Genomic DNA, 16,973 nt, shown 5'->3' on the forward strand with positions numbered 1-16,973 from the left:
CCCGGGCGCGCACCGTGAGAGTCCCCGGCGCCTCCGACCCCGGCACGTCCAGCCCCCGCGCATCCACTCGCCCGCGAATCCGTGCGGCTCCTCGGCTCGTGAATCCGCGCTGCCACCCGCCCGTGAATCCGTGCGGCTCGGTTCGCGGAGGCCGACCCGTATCGTTCGTCAGCCGGTCCCCGTCCATCCCGACCGGTGGCTTTCCGTCACGGTGGCGGCCGGGCAGGCGCGCTGCGGCTTGGCACCGGGGTACGGCCATGGGGACGAAGCCCCACGCGTTGCTCATGGAAGCCCTACTCACCCTCCTCCGTCTACTTGCGCCGCGGTCCGGCCGCGTAGGCGAGTGGAGGTGCGATTGCCTGGGCATCGGCTCCCTCGCCGACCCATAGCCCGATGAAGAGCGCGGCGGTGGCCTCCAGAAGTCCCGCTCGTTCGAGACCGCCGCCTGCCACGGGCTCGCAGCCGGCATGCCGTACCAACCGATGTACGAGCGCGAGGGCCGTTTCGTCGTCTCCGCAGACCAGAACGGCCAGTGGGCGCCCGTCGAAGACGGGTGGCGACATGCGCCACACGTCCTCGTGGCAGAGGTTGAACGCCTTGATCACATGGGCGCCCGGCGCCGCCTCGGCCAGTTGCTGTGCGGCCGGGGGGCCGTTCCGTGTGAGCAGCCGGAAGCCCGGGCCGACCGGATTGGAGCAGTCGATCAGCACCTTGCCGTCCAGGACCTCCCGCAGTTCCGTGACCACGCTCACCCCCGCACCGAAGGGCAGTGCGGCCAGGATCACTTGACCGAACTCGGCCGCCGCACGCAGACCGGCAGGCTTCGTTCCGCCCCCGAGGCGCTTCGCGAGCCGCTCCGCCCTGTGCATATCCCGTCCCCCGACGGTCACCTCGTGCCCGGCCCGTACCCAGTGGGTGGCGAGTGCGTCCGCCATGCCGCCCGTGCCCAGTACGCCGATTCTCATCACGCAATCCCTCCCAGGATCCGCTCAGGCTGTCCGCAAGGACGCTAGAGGGGCCGTCGGACACCATCTGGTACGCCACCATCTGGTAGATGACGACCAACGCCTTCCTCGCCGACTGCCGTGCCCGCCTCGCCTTCGACCTCCTCTCCAACACCTGGAACGCCGTCGTACTCTGGGCGCTGCGCGACGGCCCCAGGCGCCCGGTCGAACTCCGTGAGCAGATCGGGGGGATCAGCTCCAAGGTCCTCACCGAGACACTGCGGCGCCTCCGGTCCAACGGGCTCGTGGACCGGCGGAGCCACCCCGGAACAGCGGCGGGGGTCGAGTACCGGCTCACGGAACTGGGCCGGACCTTGCTGGTCCCCATCGGCGCCATCGGAGCATGGGCCTTCGAACACGGCGATGAGGTCATGGCCGCCCGGGAAGCGGAATGCACCGGCACCCTCCAGTCCTCCTCGGAGTGAGCGGAAGCGACGAGCTTCCTGTCCTACGCCACCCGAGCCTGACCCTCCCCGTACGCACGAGCCTCCCGCCCCGGACCTCTCCCGCGCGCGGTCGGCGGCCCGGTAGTGCGCAACGGCCGTCACCGGTCCAGGAGGGTCGCCGCCGCGGCCGGGCCGGAGTTCCTGACGATTACTCATGGCAATGTCCGAAGTGTTCAGGACGGTTGCGGTGCGGGCCGGAGGACCACCTTCGACCAGTGCCAGCAGGACAGGACGACTGCGGTCGTAAGCCACACCACGCCTAACCACGAGTACGCCGCGGCCCCGGCACAGTCGTCCGGATCGACTCCGCCCACGCGGCACTGGCGCGGAATCCCGATCGCCGTCTGCACGGGCCAGGCCAGGATCATCGAGGCAACCAGCCCGCTGACCGCCCCGAAACTCCCCGCTGCCGCGCACCGGTCCCACCGTCTGTCCGGTTCATGACGTGCGGGGCGGTAGAAGGCGGCGATCTGCAGGGCCAGCGCCGTCCCCAGAGCGAAGCTCAGCCAGTCGTAGCGTCCATCGCCCAACGACAGTGTGATCACTGCGGCGAGGGCCGCCGACCACAACGCCGACTGATCGATGGCTCCCCTGTTCAGTGGAGTCACCCAGCCCTCCCCGTGCCCGGTCGTCCTGCCCAGGAAGACTAGGGACGGAGAAGACGCGCAGACCTGGAAAGGCCGGAGAGTACGCCCAATCGGGTACGCCTGCGGCCGACCGGATGGGAACAGTCGATCAGCGCCTTGCCGTTCAGGACCGCCCGCGGTTCCCTTGCCACGCTCACCCCGTGCGCGGAGGCAGTGCGGCCACCTTCAGGGATGATCCTGGGATGGCCAGCGAGCGGGCCCGCGTTCGCCGCGCGGGCCGGGAAGGCACACGCTGTGCTCAACGCAGTCACCAAGGACGGCACCATCGAGACCGGTTCCGCCGACCTGGCGCTGCTGTTCCGGTTCGCCGGGTTCGCCGGGTTCGCCGAGGCCCCATGGCGGGCGGTCGACGGCGCCCACCCGGTCGCACTGCTCGGCGCGGTCGTCGGCCCCGGAAACGGAATCCCGGCCGGGCGCCTCGAAGCGGTGGCGGTGTGATGGCGCCCGCTGACCGTGACGCCTTCGTGGCCCGGACCATCAGCACCGATCGGCTGGAGCTGCTGCCGCTGCGCGTGGGGCACGCCCCGGAGATGGCCCGGGTGCTGTCCGATCCGGCCCTGCACGCCTTCATCGGCGGCACCCCGTACACCCGGCAAGCCCTGCACACGCGTTACGAACGCCTGGTCGCGGGCTCGCCCGATCCAGCCGTCTCCTGGCTGAACTGGGTGATCCGGCTGCGTGCCGAGAACTGTCTGACAGGCACGGTCCAGGCGACGATCAGCCCGTCCGGGAGCGGCACCGCCGCTGAGATCGCCTGGGTGGTGGGGACTCCGTGGCAGGGCCGGGGCATCGCCACCGAAGCGGCTCGCGGGCTCGTCGCCTGGCTCGACCGGACACAGGTGCGGGCCGTCGTCGCCCATATCCACCCGGACCACCACACGTCCGCCGCGGTCGCGTCCGCAGCCGGGCTGAAGCCCACCGGGCGACACCACGACGGCGAGGCCGAGTGGCGCCGGACGAGGACTCACTGAACCAAAGGGCTCGGCGGTTGCTCCAAACTGACCACGGCGACCGGGCACTTCGGCCTTTCGTCAGTACGGTCGTGTCGGTGCGCGATGCGCGCCGGGCTGAGACGGGCGCGGCCGCCGTCCCGGCCTCGTACCGCGTCGCCAGACCCGCAGCCGGACAAACGAGTGGAGGGAAGGCCGTGATGAGAGTGCCGGAGCCGTCGTCGGGCGGACGGCAGATCGACCTGTTCGTGTACTTCGATGACGAACTACTCGTGGGCGTGGAGCTGGATGCCGTACAGGACTCCTTTCCCTGGTACGGCGGAACGGTCGTCGACGGGCCGGCTCTTGAGGGCCGGCGGGACTTCGTCGAGGCGTTCCACGCGGCCGACCTCGAATTCGACTACTGCCCGCACCATCCGGACGAGGGGCCCTACGAGGAGACGGACCTCGCCGGCTATGTCGAGGCTCTGACCAGGCTCCATGGTGCTGAAGACGACGATGACGACGACGCGGACCAGGATGATCCCTGGACGGCTCCGTGGCAGGCCGCCGATCCGGCGCGGCTGGAGGGCTATCTGCGGTTCCTCGACCACCGACGCTGGCGGGTGGTGAACCGGAGCGGGGAGATCGTCGTCGGCGTTCCGCTGCCGCCCGGTATCGACCTCCAGGCCAGGCGCTTCTCCTTCCGGCCATGACCGGGCACCCGTAGAACGTTACGGTGGAAACCGTGACCGGCCGCCCTGCCCGCCCGCGCCCCTGCGCCCTATCGGCGCCACGGGAGCCGGTCCGGGCACGGTTACGCGGACGCCACGACCTGCCCGGCCGTGACCTGGGGAGGGTTGGGGAGCAGCGACGCGAGGTGGTCGCGTACGAAGTCGGCCGCCTTCGAGACCGATTCCTCGGCACCGGCCAGGTCCTGGAAGACACTGGTCGAGATCATCACTCCCTCCCCGGCGTCGACCCAGTAGTAGGCCACGAAGCCGGAGACCTGGCGCATGAGCGGCACGAAGCCCTCGTTCACGAGGCGCCCGGCCGCGGCCGGATCGGTCACCCCTTCGTATCGCCGGACTGCTGCGTACACCGCTGAGCTCCTCACGGGGATGGTGGGTTCGTCCTCTGCGGGGACGTCGTACCCCGGGCCGGCCGCTCGCGCATGAGGCGCCGGCGCAATCACCTGAAGGGCCGCTCCAGATGATCCCAACGGCGGCTCCCGTCCCGGCCCGGGACACGCCCGTCCTCGCCCACGGCAAGGTCCGCCACCACGGCGAGCCGGTCGCCCCGCCGGCCCTGCGCACATCCGCCTCGCCGTTCACTGGACGGTGCACGGCGGTCATGGCCGAGCGGCTGGTATCGGGCGAGTGGTGCGAGCTGTTCGGCAGGTGGTGCTGCCTACGGAGGAGGCACCCACTGTTCTGAAGGTACGCGCCCCTCCCTCATACAGCCGTCGGCGGCACCCATCGGCCCCGCCGATGGGCCCATCGGCAGGACGCCCCAGCAGGTCCTCGCCCCGGGTTCCCGGCCGCTCCTACCGTCGGGGCATGACCGCCGAACGCACGGGAACCGTCCAGCTCACGCTCGCCATGGTCCTCTCCGGGACGCTGGGGGTCTTCGTCGTCGAATCGACCGCGAGTCCGTCCAATGTCGTGTTCTTCCGCTGTGTCTTCGGCGCGGTCGCCCTCGCCGGGTACGCGGCGGCGCGCGGCTACTTCAGGGACCACGGCCTCACCCCCGCCAAACTCGTGCTCGCGGCGCTCGGCGGTGTGTTCATCATCTTCAACTGGGTCTTCCTGTTCGAGGCGTACGAGTCCAGCTCCATCTCCCTCGCGACGGTCGTCTACCACACCCAGCCGTTCTTCCTGGTCCTGCTGGGGGCGGTCGTGCTGCGGGAGCGGCTGACCGGATCGCAGCTGGGGTGGCTCGCCGCCGCCTTCGCCGGGCTGGTGCTGGTGTCCGGGGTGCGGCCGGGGGACGCGGGGTCCCCGGCGGGCATCGGGCTCGCGCTGCTCGCCGCGCTGTTCTACGCCGCGTCCACCCTGATCACCAAGCGGGTCACCGGCGTACGGCCCCATCTGATCGCCCTCGTACAGGTGCTGGTCGGCATTCCGCTTCTGCTGCCGCTCACCGATCTCGCCGAGACCAAGGGGCTCGGCATGGGTTGGGTGTGGCTGGTGGGGCTGGGGTTTATCCACACCGGGCTGATGTATGTGCTGATGTACGCCTCGTACCAGAAGCTGCCGACAGCGAAGATCGCGGTGCTGGTGTTCACCTATCCGGCCGTCGCGATGGTCGCGGACTGGGCGGTGTACGGGCATCACATCGGCGTCGTCCAGGCGCTCGGGCTGCCGCTGATCGTCGCGGCCGGCCTGAAGGTCACCCGGGGCGGGGCACCGCGCCCGGCGGGCCCGGCGGGCCCGGCCTCGGCTGAGAAGCAGGCCGGCGGGAAGGTCCAGGAGCCGGTCGAGCCGGTTGAGGAGGCCCGCTAAGGAGTCGGCCGGGCAGACTCCCCCGGAGCCGGAGCCGGAGCCGGAGCCGGAGCGCCGGGGGCCGGATCGGCGTCCCGGAGGCTCTGCTCCCGGACCGTGCGGATCGTCTCGTCGACGAACAGCCGTACGTGCCGGGGCAGCCGCTTCCCCTCGCGCCACGCCACCTGCGTGTACAGCCGGAACGGCGGCTCCCACGGCAGCTCCACCAGCTCCCCGGAAGCCAGTTCCTCCCGTACGGCCATCCGGGGCAGGAGGGAGACGCCGAGCCCGGCGGCCACCCCCCGCTTGGTCGCCTCCAGCGTGCCGAACTCCCTGAACGGCGGGGGAGCGCCGGTCGCCCCCAGCAGCTCCCGCTCGAACAGATCGCGGTACGGGCAGCCCGGCTCGGTCCCCACGAGCTGGACGCCCGACAGCGCGGCGGTCGTCAGCGGACGGGGTCCGGCGGTCGCGAGCGGATGCCGGGGCGCGCTGACCAGGACCAGCGGCTCGGCCGTGAGCACCTCGGACCGCAGCCCCGGGTGGCTGCGGTCGGGCTCCAGCAGAAACCCGATGTCGTATGTGCCCCGGCGCAGGGCCCGGCGGGTCTCGTCGCCGAGGGTGGGGCGCAGCGAGAGCCGTACGCGCGGATAGCGGTGGTGGAACAGTTCCAGCACGGCGGGCAGCCGGTAGGAGGTCAGCGACTCCATCGTGCCGATGTCGATCGTGCCCTCGGGCTCGTCCGCCCCGGCCACGGCGGCCCGGGCCTCGTCGTGGAGGTCGATGATCCGGCGGGCGTACGGCAGCAGGCGCTCACCCGCCTCGGTGAGCCTGATACGGCTGCCGAGCCGGTCGAACAGCTCGGTGCCGAGGGAGCCCTCCAGGGCGCGGATCTGGCCGGTGACGCTGGACTGGGCGTACTTCAGTTCCGCCGCCGCGCGCGTGAAGCTCAGCACGGAGGCGACCTTCTCGAAGGTGACCAGCAGCCTCAGCTCCACCGTTCCACCCGCTTCCCCGCTCCCTACTTCTCCTCGTCGCCGCTCTCGCGGCGCTTCAGCTCCTCCTCGCGGCGGCGCAGATCCGCCTCCCAGTCCTTGAGGAGGGACTCGTCCTTCTTGTTCTCCTCCTTGAGGGACTTCAGGAAGTCGGGGTTGTCGTCGGGGGCGACCCAGTCGCCGCCGCGCCGGCCCGCGGCCGGCCCGCCCGCCGGGGCCTTGCGGGGCCGGCCCGCGGCGAACCACGCGATCGGGCCGATCAGCACCTCGCCGAAGAGCAGCACGATGATGACCCACACGACCTTCGGCAGATGCCTGACCTCGTTCTCCGGGGTGTTCAGCACATCGATGAAGGCGTAGATCCACAGTGCCAGGACCAGCAGAAAGGGCAGATACCTGAGCATGGTCTTACGGTCCCCCAGGGCGAGACGGCGGGGGCGCGGGCGCCCCCCGGTGACGCCGCCAGGGTATCCGGTAGCAGATACTGGGGCGCATGGCTTATGACGATCTTCGATCCCTGCTCAGGGCCCTGGAACGCGAGGGAGACCTCAAGCGCGTCAAGGCCGAGGTCGATCCCCGTCTGGAGGTCGGGGAGATCGTCGACCGGGTGAACAAGGCGGGCGGACCCGCGCTGCTCTTCGAGAATGTGCGCGGCTCCTCGATGCCCCTCGCCATGAACGTCTTCGGTACGGACCGCCGGCTCCTCAAGGCGCTCGGGCTGAAGTCGTACGAGGAGATCAGCGACAAGATCGGCGGGCTGCTGAAGCCGGAGCTGCCGCACGGGTTCATCGGGGTGCGCGAGGCGTTCGGCAAGCTCGGCTCGATGGTCCACGTACCGCCGAAGAAGGTGAAGGACGCGCCGGTGCAGGAGGTCGTCCTGCACGGCGACGACGTGGACCTGGAGGCGCTGCCCGCGCTGTTCACCTGGCCCAAGGACGGCGGTTCCTTCTTCAATCTGGGTCTGACGCACACCAAGCACCCGGAGACGGGCGTGCGGAACCTCGGTCTGTACCGGCTCCAGCGGCACGACCGGAACACCATCGGCATGCACTGGCAGATCCACAAGGACAGCCGCAACCACTACCAGGTGGCGGCCAAGCGCGGTGAGCGGCTGCCGGTCGCGATCGCGTTCGGCGCGCCGCCGTCGGTGACATACGCGTCCACCGCGCCGCTGCCCGGCGACATCGACGAGTACCTGTTCGCGGGCTTCGTGCAGGGCAAGCGGATCGAGATGGTCGACTGCAAGACGGTCCCGCTCCAGGTGCCCGCGCAGGCGGAGGTCGTACTGGAGGGGTGGCTGGAGCCGGGTGTGATGCTGCCGGAGGGGCCGTTCGGCGACCACACCGGCTTCTACACCCCGCAGGAGCCCTTCCCGGCACTGACCATCGACTGTGTGACGATGCGCAAACGGCCGCTGCTCCAGTCCATCGTCGTGGGCCGTCCGCCGACGGAGGACGGACCGCTGGGCCGGGCGACGGAGCGGTTCTTCCTGCCGCTGCTGAAGATCATCGTGCCGGACATCGTGGACTACCACCTGCCCGAGTCGGGCGGCTTCCACAACTGCGCCATCGTCTCGATCGACAAGAAGTACCCGAAGCACGCGCAGAAGGTCATGTCGGCGATCTGGGGCGCGCACATGATGTCCCTGACGAAGCTGATCGTCGTGGTCGACTCCGACTGTGACGTCCACGATCTGCACGAGGTCGCCTGGCGCGCGCTCGGCAATACCGACTACGCGCGCGATCTGACCCTGACCGAGGGTCCGGTCGACCATCTCGACCACGCGTCCTACCAGCAGTTCTGGGGCGGCAAGGCGGGCATCGACGCGACGGCGAAGTGGCCCGAGGAGGGCTACACCCGTGACGGCGGCTGGCCGGACATGGTCGAGTCGGACCCGGATACGTCGGCACTGGTGGACCGCCGCTGGAAGGAGTACGGGCTGTGAGCACCGCGGCTGTGCCTGTGCCTGTGGCCGCGTTCGTGCCTGTGCCTGTGGCCGCGTTCGTGCCTGTGGCTGTACGAGGTGTCCCGCCCGTGCGGGCCGTCTCCTCCGGGGCGGGTGCCCGGCCGGGCCTGGTTTCGGGCCCGGGGGCGGGTGCCCGATGGGGCACGGGTGGGCTCTCGCCCGTGGGAGACCCTCGCCCGGGAGCCTTGGCGGCTCCGGCGGCCCGCCCGCCCGGTTACGGCCACGCGCCCGCCGCCCGCCGGGGACGGGGCGCGTCACGGAAGGACTCCGTATGACATCGGCCGCCGAGGGTGTGCCCGTACCCGGACCCGCGCGGCCCAACGGCAGGGTCAAGGCGTTTCTGCGGCTGGTGATGATCGAGCACTCGGTCTTCGCGCTGCCTTTCGCGTACATCGCCTCCCTCACCGCGATGTTCCTGCTCGACGGGAACATCCACTGGGGCACGCTGCTGCTCGTCACCGTCGCGATGGTGGGGCTGCGCACCTTCGCGATGGCCTGCAACCGGATCATCGACCGGGAGATCGACGCCCGTAACCCCCGTACGGCGAACAGGGAACTGGTCACCGGCGCGGTCAGCGTGCGCTCGGCGTGGACGGGCGCGCTGGTCGCCCTCGTCGTCTTCCTCGGCGCGGCGGCCCTGCTCAACCCGCTCTGTCTGGCGCTCGCGCCGATCGCCGTGATCCCGATGGTGGTCTATCCGTACGGCAAGCGGTTCACCAACTTCCCGCACGCCATCCTCGGGCTCGCCCAGGCCATGGGTCCCATCGGCGCCTGGCTCGCGGTCACCGGCACCTGGTCGTGGGACGCGGTGATCCTGGGGCTCGCGGTCGGCGTCTGGATCGGCGGCTTCGACCTGATCTTCGGCTCCCAGGACGTCCAGGCGGACCGCGCCGAGGGCGTCATGTCCTTCCCGGCCCGCTTCGGCGTCCCGGCCGCGCTCCACGGCGCGCGGCTGTGCCACGCCGTCACGACCGGTCTCCTCGTCTGGTACGCGCTGGCGACGGACGCGGGGGTGTTCTTCTGGGCCGGGCTGGTCATCGTGGCGGGGGCGTTCCTCTACGAGCACACGATCGTCCGGCCGCATGACCTCTCCCGGCTGAACAGGGCGTTCTTCACCGTCAACGGTTTTATCGGCATCACCCTTTTCGTGTTCGCTCTGCTGGATCTGCTGGTGCGGGGCCTGACGGTGTGACTAGTGCTGTGGCCTACCATCGAGAGCAGGACGGGGAGGCCGATGTGACCGTTCCGGAGACCGGTCGTCTGCGCTCGCGGCTCAGCCGGTTCGAGGACATGTTCCCCGGCTTCCGTGCGGAGATCGTCGAGGGCAATATCGTTCTGGGCCCGCTGCGTCCCTTCCACAATCGGACGATCATGAAGGTTTGGGCGCAATTGGAGCCACAGCTCGGTGCGGAGTGGAGCATCATGAGTGATGTCGCAGTTCCGTTCAGCGAGGACTTTGAGTTCTGCCCCGATCTTGCCGTCATCCCGGCCAAGGAGGAGGCGCGGAACCTCACCTCTTACCCTGCCGACTTGGTCGAATTGGCCATCGAGGTCGTCTCGCCGAGCAGCGTCCGCAATGACTACGAGGTCAAGCACCGGCAGTACGCGGCGCGGGGCATCCCGAACTACCTGATCATCGATCCCAACAAGGGCGAGCTGGTCACCTGCTGGAACCCCGGTCCCACCGGCTATCGGGGCCGTGACACCTTCCCGTACGCGGGCATCGTGACGGTGAAGACCTCGATCGGCACTCTCACGGTCGACACCTCCGCGCTCCCCGTCGACCCCGGCGCCTGACGCCGGCGTCCGCCGTTCACACCACCGCGCCGCCGGGCAGCGCCGCCGGGGTCCTGCGGCGGCGGAAGACGAAGGCCGCGGCTATGCCCGCGAGCAGGCCGAAGAGGTGGCCCTGCCAGCTCACGCCGGTGTTGGTGGGGGAGAGGCCCAGCAGGATGCTGCTGCCCCAGACCGCGCCTATCAGCAGACCGACGCCGACCTCGACCAGCTTGCGGTCGACGAAGCCGCGGACGACCAGATAGCCGAAGAGGCCGAATATCAGGCCGGAGGCCCCGGCGGTGTTGGTGTTGTCCGGTGAGACGAGCCAGACGCCCAGCCCGTCCACCACGATGATCATCAGGGATACGGCAAGGAAGCGCCGGATTCCGCCGAGCGCGGCCAGGAAGCCGAACACCAGCAGAGGAACGCTGTTGGAGGCAAGGTGCCCGAAGCCGAAGTGCATAAAGGCCGAGGGGACGATGTCGGGCAGCTCGGACACCTCGCGGGGGATCACCCCGTACGCGTCCAGGGCGTGGCCGCTCGCCACATCGACGGCCTCCAGCACCCACAGCAGGGCCACCCAGACCGCCATCAGTCCGGCCGCGGCCTTCACACGGTCCGCCGTGCGCCCTCCGGTGACGCCTGTACCAGTCATCACAGCCCCCCGATCCTGATCACTTCCGCGCCCGGCAGAGCCCCGGCACTGTCCCTGAGGAACGTCCGGCACACCGTGTTCAGTTCCTGGTACGCGCCGCCGGATAGGCTCCCCTGTGTGGAGCAAGCAGCAGACAACCCCCGCCGCCCGTGGCTCGTCGGTGTCTCCGGGGCGTCCGGCACGCCCTATGCCGCCGCCGTACTGCGCGGTCTGCTCGACGCGGGCGAGAGCGTCGACCTGGTGGTCTCGCGGGCCTCGCGCCTGACCCTCCTCGACGAGACCGGGATCGCGTTCCGGGACGCGCACTGGCAGGACGATCTGAGGGAGTGGCTGGCGCGCGGGGCGGACGGCAAGCCCGGCACCTTCCGGGTGGACGTCGGCGGTGTACGGAACTGGGCGGCGGGCGATCTGGCGGCCGGGCCGTCCTCGGGGTCGTACCCCGTCAAGGGGATGCTGATCGTGCCCGCGTCCACGGCGTCCGTCGCGGGGGTGGCGCTCGGGCTCTCCAAGGATCTGCTCCAGCGCGCGGCGAGCGTCACGCTCAAGGAGCGGCGGCCCCTGGTCGTCGCCGTGAGGGAGACCCCGCTGAACGGGCAGACGCTGAAGCACCTGGTGGCCCTCGACGAGGCGGGCGCCGTGGTGCTGCCGGCGTCCCCGGCGTTCTACGCGGGCGCCACGCACATCCAGGACCTGGTGGACTTCGTCGCCGGGCGGGTGCTGGACGCGGCGGGGGTGCCGCACGGGCTCTACCGCCGGTGGGAGGGGGAGCTGGGCGGCTCCCGTGGCGCGCGGCCCGGCCGGTGATGGTCTCCTCCGCCGCCGGGTCCGTACCGTTGTCGTCCGTACCGTTGTCGTCCGTGCCGGCGGTCCCGGTGCGCATGTCCTCGGTACCGGTGTCCGTGCGCTCGGTACCGGTATCCGTTCCGGTATCCGCCTCGGTGCCCGTTCCGATACGAGTGCCGGGGCGCGTATCCCGTCCGGGGCCGGGAACCGGTCCCCGGCCCACCGCTCCCGGCCCGGCCGCCGCCCCTGAGGGCGGGCCCTCTCCGGCCGGGTGTCCTGAAAAGATCATCGCTTGAAATGTGTAAGATTCGCAGGGATTTCGCCCTGCATGCCTTAGATTCAATCTAATACTTCGCTGGATTGCTGAATATGGAAGGCTCCAGGCATATGGACGCGGTGGACAGGCAGCTCATCCAGGCCCTCCGGGAGAACGGCAGGGCCTCCTACGCCGAGCTGGGACGGCTCGTCGGCCTCTCCGGGCCGAGCGTCACCGACCGGATCAACCGGCTGGAGGCCGCGGGTGTCATCACCGGCTACCGCGCCACCGTCGACGCGGCCTCCCTCGGCCTCGGCGTCACCGCCCTCATCGGTATCTCGCTCTCCGACGCCGCCGACCACGAGGACGTCGCCCGCAGGCTGCGGGACCTCGCCGAGATCGAGGACTGCTGGTTCATCGCGGGCGACGACTCCTACATGCTCAAGATCCGGGCGAGCGACGTCGACGGTCTGGAGAAGACCATCCGCCGGCTGAGCGGCACGCGCGGAGTCTCCCGTACGCGGACGACGATCGTGCTCTCCACCAAGTGGGAGAACCGGGTCGGGGACCTGCCCGAGCAGGTGTGAGGACCGGTCGGGGGGTACCCGGGGCGCCGAGCGCCGGGGAGTACGGTGGGAAGGCCCGATTGACGGAGATTATGGGAGGCGGGCGCATGGACGCTGGGCTCAAGCGCGAGCTGGAGGAGAAGGTCGCGGCCGGTGAGCGGCTGACCCGTGAGGACGGGATCGCGCTCTACGACTCGGACGACCTCGCCTGGCTCGGCGGCCTCGCCCACGAGGTGCGTACGCGCAAGAACGGTGACGTCGTCCACTTCAACGTCAACCGCCATCTCAATATGACCAATGTGTGCACCGCGTCGTGCGCGTACTGCTCGTTCCAGCGCAAGCCGGGCGAGAAGGACGCGTACACCATGCGCATCGAGGAGGCCGTCCGCCTCGCCAAGGCGATGGAGAACGAGAACCTCACCGAACTGCACATCGTCAACGGGCTCCACCCCAATCTGCCCTGGCGCTACTACCCCCGGTCGCTCTCGGCGCTGAAGGAAGCCCTCCCCGACGTCTCGCTCAAGGCGTTCACCGCCACCGAGATCCACCACTTCGAGACCATCTCCGGGATGTCCGCCTCCGACATCCTCGACGAGCTGATCGAGGCCGGGCTCGAATCCCTCACCGGCGGCGGCGCGGAGATCTTCGACTGGGAGATCCGTCAGCACATCGTCGACCACAAGACCCACTGGGAGGACTGGTCGCGCATCCACCGCCTCGCGCACGGCAAGGGCCTCAAGACCCCGTGCACCATGCTGTACGGGCACATCGAGGAGCCCCGCCACCGCGTGGACCACGTACTGCGGCTGCGTGAACTCCAGGACGAGACCGGCGGCTTCCAGGTCTTCATCCCGCTGCGCTACCAGCACGACTTCGTCGACATGAAGGACGGCAAGGTCCGCAACCGGCTCCAGGCCCGCACCACCATGGCCACCGGCGCCGAGGCGCTGAAGACCTTCGCGGTCTCCCGGCTCCTCTTCGACAACGTCCCCCACGTCAAGGTCTTCTGGGTGATGCACGGGGTGCAGACTGCGCAGCTCGCCCTCCAGCACGGCGCCGACGACATGGACGGCTCGGTCGTCGAGTACAAGATCACCCATGACGCGGACAACTACGGCACGCCCAACAAGCTGACCCGTGAGGATCTGCTGGAGCTGATCCGCGACGCCGGGTTCCGTCCGGTCGAGCGGAACACCCGGTACGAGATCATCCGCGAGTACCCGGGTCCGGAGGCCGACCGCCGGGAGTCCCCGCAGCCCATGCGCGTCTGATGCGCCTGCGCCACACACTCGACCCGTCCGTCGACCCCGCCCTGCGCGACGGCATCGTCCGGCTCTGGACCGATGTCACCAACGCGGGCGGGGCGGTCGGCTTTGTCCCGCCCGTCACGGTCGGCGAGATACGCCCCGAACTGGTCCGCCATCTCGCCGCCATGGCCGACGGCTCCGCCCGGCTGCTGGTCGGCCGGGACGAGAACGGCGAGGTCGCGGCCACCGCCTTCTTCTCCTTCAACTCCCACCGGCTGATGACCCACTGGGTCTGGCTCTACACCGTGATGGTCCACCCCCGCCTCCAGGGCGGCGGCCACGGCCGGGAGCTGATGGCCGCGGTCGCGGCGGCCGCCCGCGGATTCGAGGGCATCGAGGCGATCCGGCTCGGCTGCCGGGGCGGTATGGGCATCGAGCGCTTCTACGCCTCCTGCGGCTATAAGGAGGTCGGACGGGTGCCCGGCGCGATCCGGGTGGCCGACGGCGACGACCGCGACGACATCACCATGCTCCTGCCGCTGTACTGATCGTTTTCCGTCCGTGCTTCACTGGTCCGAGGACATCAGCGTCCGTGACCGCGGCCGTGACGGTTGAACGCGGCCGTGTCCGCGGGCGCGGCCGTTTCCGTCACCGCACGGACCGCACCGCTTCCGAGGGAGCAGCCGCGTCCGCGTCCGTGCCGCGTCCGTGCCGCGTCCGTGCCGGAAGTAAGACCGGAAGAGAGAAGGGCCCCGCCGTGTCAGCCAAGTCGAGCGCCGCGCTCAAGTACACCGGCATGCGAGTCGCCGTCTTCGCCGGCTGCTTCGTCGTGGTGGCCGTCCTCGTCCAGTTCGGCATCCTGCCGAAGGGGCTCGGCGACTCCAACTTCATCTGGGTCGTGCTGCTCGCACTGGTGCTGTCCGCGCCGCTCAGCTTCATCCTGCTGCGCAAGCAGCGCGATGCCATGTCCGAGCAGATCGTCCACAAGGTCGACCGGGCGAAGGCACGCCTGGAGGCGAACCGGACGCAGGAGGACGGCGTGCGGGACGGCGCGGCGTAAGGAAGCACGGGCGTACGGCCTTCACGGCTCCGGTCTGTCCGGGGCCCGTACGGCTCCGGGCCGTCCGGGTGGTTCGCAGGGGCCGTCCGGGTTCGGTACGGGGCCGGTGCGGTCCGGCGCGGCGGGGGGCTTCGAGGCACACGGGGCCTGAGCGAGGCTCACGTAACCCCCTTGGTGTCCGGTACGTCCCCGTATCCCTCGCATATCGCATATCTCACACACGCCCCCGGCTGGAGCAGACGCTCCGGCCGGGGGCGTGGCCGTGTTCCGTGGCCCGTCGGAGGGGAGCGTCCCAGGGCCCTGAGGAGCCGTTCGGGAGCTCTCCCCGGGGCTGTCCAGGGGAGCCGGGGGGTGCCAGGGGAGCGGCCCGGCCCCGGCCCGCGCACGGGTCCTGGGGAAACGTTCCAGCATCATCGCGTCGATGGCTGGTTTCGTCCTGCTCCACCCCAAGGGGGCCTTTGAGAACCTCAAAGTTCAAGTGTTAACGTGTGCAGTATGAAGACAGCAGTGCGCCACCACGATGCCGCGAGCCCCCCGCTCGTGGCGCGCCTGCATGTCGACCTCTGCCGCTGTATGTCGGCGGTCTGTTGCCGCTCGTTCTGACCCCGGCATCACCCAGCGGAATCGCCCCTACTCGCGCACGGGCGCCGCCACCCGCTCTTCTCCCCCTTACGCCTTTCACTGGAGTGTGTCCGTGTCCGCGAACACGACGTCCCCCGCTGCCGGAAAGCCCTCGGGCCCCGGCTTCCGTATACCCAAGGTCCCCTTCTGGGCCCAGATCGTCGCCGGTCTGGTGCTCGGTGTCCTCCTCGGCTGGCTCGCCCGGGGCCAGGACATCGGCTGGCTCAAGGACACCCTTGAGCAGATCGGCGGCATCTTCATCCGGCTGCTGAAGCTGGCCGTCGCGCCCCTCGTCTTCTTCGCGATCCTGGTGTCCATCACCAATCTGCGGAAGGTCAACAACGCCGCCCGGCTGGCCTCCCGTACCCTCCTCTGGTTCATGATCACCTCGCTGATCGCGGTCGCCATCGGCATCACGATCGGCCTGCTCACCAACCCGGGCTCGGGCACCGGGCTCAGCCCCAAGGACGGCAAGCTCCCCGAGAACCAGGGCAGCTGGATCGACTTCCTCACCGGCATCATCCCCACGGACGTCATCACGCCCTTCACCGAGCTGAACGTCCTCCAGATCGTCTTCATCTCCGCGGTCGCCGGTATCGCGGCCCTCGCCCTCGGTGAGAAGGCCAAGCCGGTCCTCGACCTCAGCGAGGCCGTGCTCGAACTGCTCCAGAAGGCCCTGTGGTGGGTCATCCGCCTCGCGCCGCTCGGCACCGTCGGGCTCATCGGCTACGCCATCGCCGACTACGGCTGGGACCTGATCGGCAAGTACGCGACCTTCACCGCCGATGTCTACATCGGCTGCGCCCTGGTGCTGTTCGGTGTCTATCCGCTGCTGCTCGCGACGGTCGCCAAGGTCAACCCGATCCAGTTCTTCAAGGGCGCCTGGCCCGCCATCCAGCTCGCCTTCGTCTCCCGCTCCTCCGTCGGCACGATGCCGGTCACCCAGAAGGTCACCGAGCGGCTCGGTGTGCCGAAGGAGTACGCGTCCTTCGCCGTCCCGTTCGGCGCGACCACCAAGATGGACGGCTGCGCCGCGATCTACCCGGCCCTCGCCGCGATCTTCATCGCCCAGATCTTCGACGTCCAGCTCGGCATCCAGGACTATCTGCTGATCGCCTTCGTCTCGGTCGTCGGCTCGGCGGCCACGGCGGGTCTGACCGGTGCGACCGTCATGCTCACCCTGACCCTCTCCACGCTGGGTCTCCCGCTGGAGGGCGTGGGTCTGCTGATGGCGATCGACCCGATCCTGGACATGATCCGGACCGCCACGAACGTCGCGGGCCAGGCCCTGGTCCCCGTGATCGTCTCCGCGAAGGAGAAGATCCTGGACCACGACGTATACAACTCGGCCACTTCTTCGCCGGTCGACGAGATCGACTCCGGCCGCGAGGTCCCCGTCCCGGCCTGACGCCGGCCCCGTGATCACGGGCCTCTGACGGGCCATGAGCCCACGGCCCCCGCCTCCGCACCTGCGGAAAGGCGGGGGCCTTGGCGCGTTGTTGACCTTGTGGCGGCCCGTAGGCTTACCCGGCAGTAGGGGTG

20 protein-coding genes are annotated in these 16,973 nt (G+C 69.9%); 14 read left to right on the forward strand and 6 right to left on the reverse strand.

Translation table 11 applies throughout. The features are described 5' to 3' along the window. Positions 1–311: 311 nt before the first annotated feature. Positions 312–965, reverse strand: coding sequence for an NADPH-dependent F420 reductase (locus ACIBCM_RS18645; protein WP_399244508.1), 654 nt, complete (start codon positions 963–965; stop codon positions 312–314). An 89-nt stretch (positions 966–1,054) separates the two neighbouring features. On the opposite strand from ACIBCM_RS18645, the gene ACIBCM_RS18650 reads away from it, so the two are divergent. Beyond that, the gene (locus ACIBCM_RS18650) at positions 1,055–1,429 is read left to right on the forward strand and encodes a winged helix-turn-helix transcriptional regulator (protein WP_399244510.1); all 375 of its coding nucleotides are present in this window, start codon (positions 1,055–1,057) and stop codon (positions 1,427–1,429) included. Positions 1,430–1,623: 194 nt separating this feature from the next. On the opposite strand, the gene ACIBCM_RS18655 is transcribed toward ACIBCM_RS18650, so the two are convergent. After that, entirely contained in the window at positions 1,624–2,058 is a 435-nt protein-coding gene (locus tag ACIBCM_RS18655; protein ID WP_399244512.1) for a hypothetical protein, read from the reverse strand. Positions 2,059–2,331: 273 nt separating this feature from the next. On the opposite strand from ACIBCM_RS18655, the gene ACIBCM_RS18660 reads away from it, so the two are divergent. From ACIBCM_RS18660 to ACIBCM_RS18670, 3 genes are all read left to right on the forward strand, one after another. Beyond that, positions 2,332–2,535, forward strand: coding sequence for a hypothetical protein (locus tag ACIBCM_RS18660; RefSeq protein WP_399244514.1), 204 nt, complete (start codon positions 2,332–2,334; stop codon positions 2,533–2,535). Then, positions 2,535–3,068, forward strand: coding sequence for a GNAT family N-acetyltransferase (locus ACIBCM_RS18665; protein WP_399244516.1), 534 nt, complete (start codon positions 2,535–2,537; stop codon positions 3,066–3,068). The genes ACIBCM_RS18660 and ACIBCM_RS18665 overlap by 1 nt, the downstream gene beginning before the upstream one ends. Positions 3,069–3,247: 179 nt before the next feature. Further along, entirely contained in the window at positions 3,248–3,742 is a 495-nt protein-coding gene (locus tag ACIBCM_RS18670; protein WP_399244518.1) for a hypothetical protein, read from the forward strand. Positions 3,743–3,843: 101 nt separating this feature from the next. Here the strand turns inward: ACIBCM_RS18670 and ACIBCM_RS18675 are convergent, their stop codons facing one another. Then, positions 3,844–4,128 (reverse strand): hypothetical protein, encoded by a 285-nt coding sequence (locus ACIBCM_RS18675; protein ID WP_399244520.1) that lies wholly within the window; start codon positions 4,126–4,128, stop codon positions 3,844–3,846. Between the two features lie 457 nt (positions 4,129–4,585). Between ACIBCM_RS18675 and ACIBCM_RS18680 the strand changes: the two genes are divergently transcribed. Next, the gene (locus ACIBCM_RS18680) at positions 4,586–5,530 is read left to right on the forward strand and encodes a DMT family transporter (RefSeq protein ID WP_399244521.1); all 945 of its coding nucleotides are present in this window, start codon (positions 4,586–4,588) and stop codon (positions 5,528–5,530) included. Here the strand turns inward: ACIBCM_RS18680 and ACIBCM_RS18685 are convergent. Beyond that, a complete protein-coding gene (locus ACIBCM_RS18685; RefSeq protein WP_399244523.1) occupies positions 5,527–6,504 on the reverse strand; it encodes a LysR family transcriptional regulator in 978 nt (325 codons plus the stop codon). The genes ACIBCM_RS18680 and ACIBCM_RS18685 overlap by 4 nt on opposite strands. 23 nt (positions 6,505–6,527) lie before the next feature. Continuing rightward, positions 6,528–6,905, reverse strand: a complete 378-nt coding sequence (locus ACIBCM_RS18690; protein WP_399244525.1) for a PLD nuclease N-terminal domain-containing protein — start codon at positions 6,903–6,905, stop codon at positions 6,528–6,530. Positions 6,906–6,994: 89 nt separating this feature from the next. Between ACIBCM_RS18690 and ACIBCM_RS18695 the strand changes: the two genes are divergently transcribed. From ACIBCM_RS18695 to ACIBCM_RS18705, 3 genes are all read left to right on the forward strand, one after another. Next, positions 6,995–8,446 carry a menaquinone biosynthesis decarboxylase gene (locus ACIBCM_RS18695; protein WP_399244527.1) on the forward strand — a complete coding sequence of 484 codons (1,452 nt, stop codon included), beginning with the start codon at positions 6,995–6,997 and terminating at the stop codon, positions 8,444–8,446. A gap of 292 nt (positions 8,447–8,738) precedes the next feature. After that, the gene (gene mqnP / locus ACIBCM_RS18700; protein ID WP_399244529.1) at positions 8,739–9,659 is read left to right on the forward strand and encodes a menaquinone biosynthesis prenyltransferase MqnP; all 921 of its coding nucleotides are present in this window, start codon (positions 8,739–8,741) and stop codon (positions 9,657–9,659) included. An 8-nt stretch (positions 9,660–9,667) separates the two neighbouring features. Further along, complete coding sequence (locus ACIBCM_RS18705) at positions 9,668–10,264, forward strand: Uma2 family endonuclease (RefSeq protein ID WP_399244531.1); 597 nt, start codon at positions 9,668–9,670, stop codon at positions 10,262–10,264. Between the two features lie 16 nt (positions 10,265–10,280). On the opposite strand, the gene ACIBCM_RS18710 is transcribed toward ACIBCM_RS18705, so the two are convergent. After that, positions 10,281–10,898 carry a rhomboid family intramembrane serine protease gene (locus tag ACIBCM_RS18710; protein ID WP_399244885.1) on the reverse strand — a complete coding sequence of 206 codons (618 nt, stop codon included), beginning with the start codon at positions 10,896–10,898 and terminating at the stop codon, positions 10,281–10,283. 117 nt (positions 10,899–11,015) lie between these two features. Between ACIBCM_RS18710 and ACIBCM_RS18715 the strand changes: the two genes are divergently transcribed. The 6 genes from ACIBCM_RS18715 (at position 11,016) to ACIBCM_RS18740 (ending at position 16,839) form a co-directional block, all read left to right on the forward strand. Then, positions 11,016–11,702: a UbiX family flavin prenyltransferase gene (locus ACIBCM_RS18715; protein ID WP_399244533.1), complete on the forward strand. Its 687-nt coding sequence runs from the start codon at positions 11,016–11,018 to the stop codon at positions 11,700–11,702. A gap of 366 nt (positions 11,703–12,068) precedes the next feature. Next, entirely contained in the window at positions 12,069–12,524 is a 456-nt protein-coding gene (locus ACIBCM_RS18720) for an Lrp/AsnC family transcriptional regulator (RefSeq protein ID WP_389266792.1), read from the forward strand. 86 nt (positions 12,525–12,610) lie between these two features. Beyond that, positions 12,611–13,774 carry an aminofutalosine synthase MqnE gene (mqnE, locus tag ACIBCM_RS18725; protein WP_399244535.1) on the forward strand — a complete coding sequence of 388 codons (1,164 nt, stop codon included), beginning with the start codon at positions 12,611–12,613 and terminating at the stop codon, positions 13,772–13,774. Then, the gene (locus ACIBCM_RS18730; RefSeq protein WP_399244537.1) at positions 13,774–14,298 is read left to right on the forward strand and encodes a GNAT family N-acetyltransferase; all 525 of its coding nucleotides are present in this window, start codon (positions 13,774–13,776) and stop codon (positions 14,296–14,298) included. Before mqnE ends, ACIBCM_RS18730 begins: the two co-directional genes overlap by 1 nt. A 209-nt stretch (positions 14,299–14,507) precedes the next feature. Beyond that, positions 14,508–14,810, forward strand: coding sequence for a DUF4229 domain-containing protein (locus ACIBCM_RS18735; RefSeq protein WP_399244539.1), 303 nt, complete (start codon positions 14,508–14,510; stop codon positions 14,808–14,810). A 694-nt stretch (positions 14,811–15,504) separates the two neighbouring features. After that, positions 15,505–16,839, forward strand: coding sequence for a dicarboxylate/amino acid:cation symporter (locus ACIBCM_RS18740; protein WP_399244541.1), 1,335 nt, complete (start codon positions 15,505–15,507; stop codon positions 16,837–16,839). Positions 16,840–16,973: the final 134 nt, after the last annotated feature.

This window comes from Streptomyces sp. NPDC051018 (genome assembly GCF_044456085.1).
Lineage (GTDB): Bacteria > Actinomycetota > Actinomycetes > Streptomycetales > Streptomycetaceae > Streptomyces.

Coding starts and splice junctions, on each gene's coding strand:
- ACIBCM_RS18665 (WP_399244516.1), top strand. CDS start 2,535: ATGGCGCCCGCTGACCGTGACGCCTTCGTGGCCCGGACCATCAGCACC.
- ACIBCM_RS18730 (WP_399244537.1), top strand. CDS start 13,774: ATGCGCCTGCGCCACACACTCGACCCGTCCGTCGACCCCGCCCTGCGC.
- ACIBCM_RS18720 (WP_389266792.1), top strand. CDS start 12,069: ATGGACGCGGTGGACAGGCAGCTCATCCAGGCCCTCCGGGAGAACGGC.
- ACIBCM_RS18710 (WP_399244885.1), bottom strand. CDS start 10,898: ATGACTGGTACAGGCGTCACCGGAGGGCGCACGGCGGACCGTGTGAAG.
- mqnE (WP_399244535.1), top strand. CDS start 12,611: ATGGACGCTGGGCTCAAGCGCGAGCTGGAGGAGAAGGTCGCGGCCGGT.
- ACIBCM_RS18680 (WP_399244521.1), top strand. CDS start 4,586: ATGACCGCCGAACGCACGGGAACCGTCCAGCTCACGCTCGCCATGGTC.
- ACIBCM_RS18695 (WP_399244527.1), top strand. CDS start 6,995: ATGGCTTATGACGATCTTCGATCCCTGCTCAGGGCCCTGGAACGCGAG.
- ACIBCM_RS18650 (WP_399244510.1), top strand. CDS start 1,055: ATGACGACCAACGCCTTCCTCGCCGACTGCCGTGCCCGCCTCGCCTTC.
- ACIBCM_RS18670 (WP_399244518.1), top strand. CDS start 3,248: ATGAGAGTGCCGGAGCCGTCGTCGGGCGGACGGCAGATCGACCTGTTC.
- ACIBCM_RS18690 (WP_399244525.1), bottom strand. CDS start 6,905: ATGCTCAGGTATCTGCCCTTTCTGCTGGTCCTGGCACTGTGGATCTAC.
- mqnP (WP_399244529.1), top strand. CDS start 8,739: ATGACATCGGCCGCCGAGGGTGTGCCCGTACCCGGACCCGCGCGGCCC.
- ACIBCM_RS18645 (WP_399244508.1), bottom strand. CDS start 965: ATGAGAATCGGCGTACTGGGCACGGGCGGCATGGCGGACGCACTCGCC.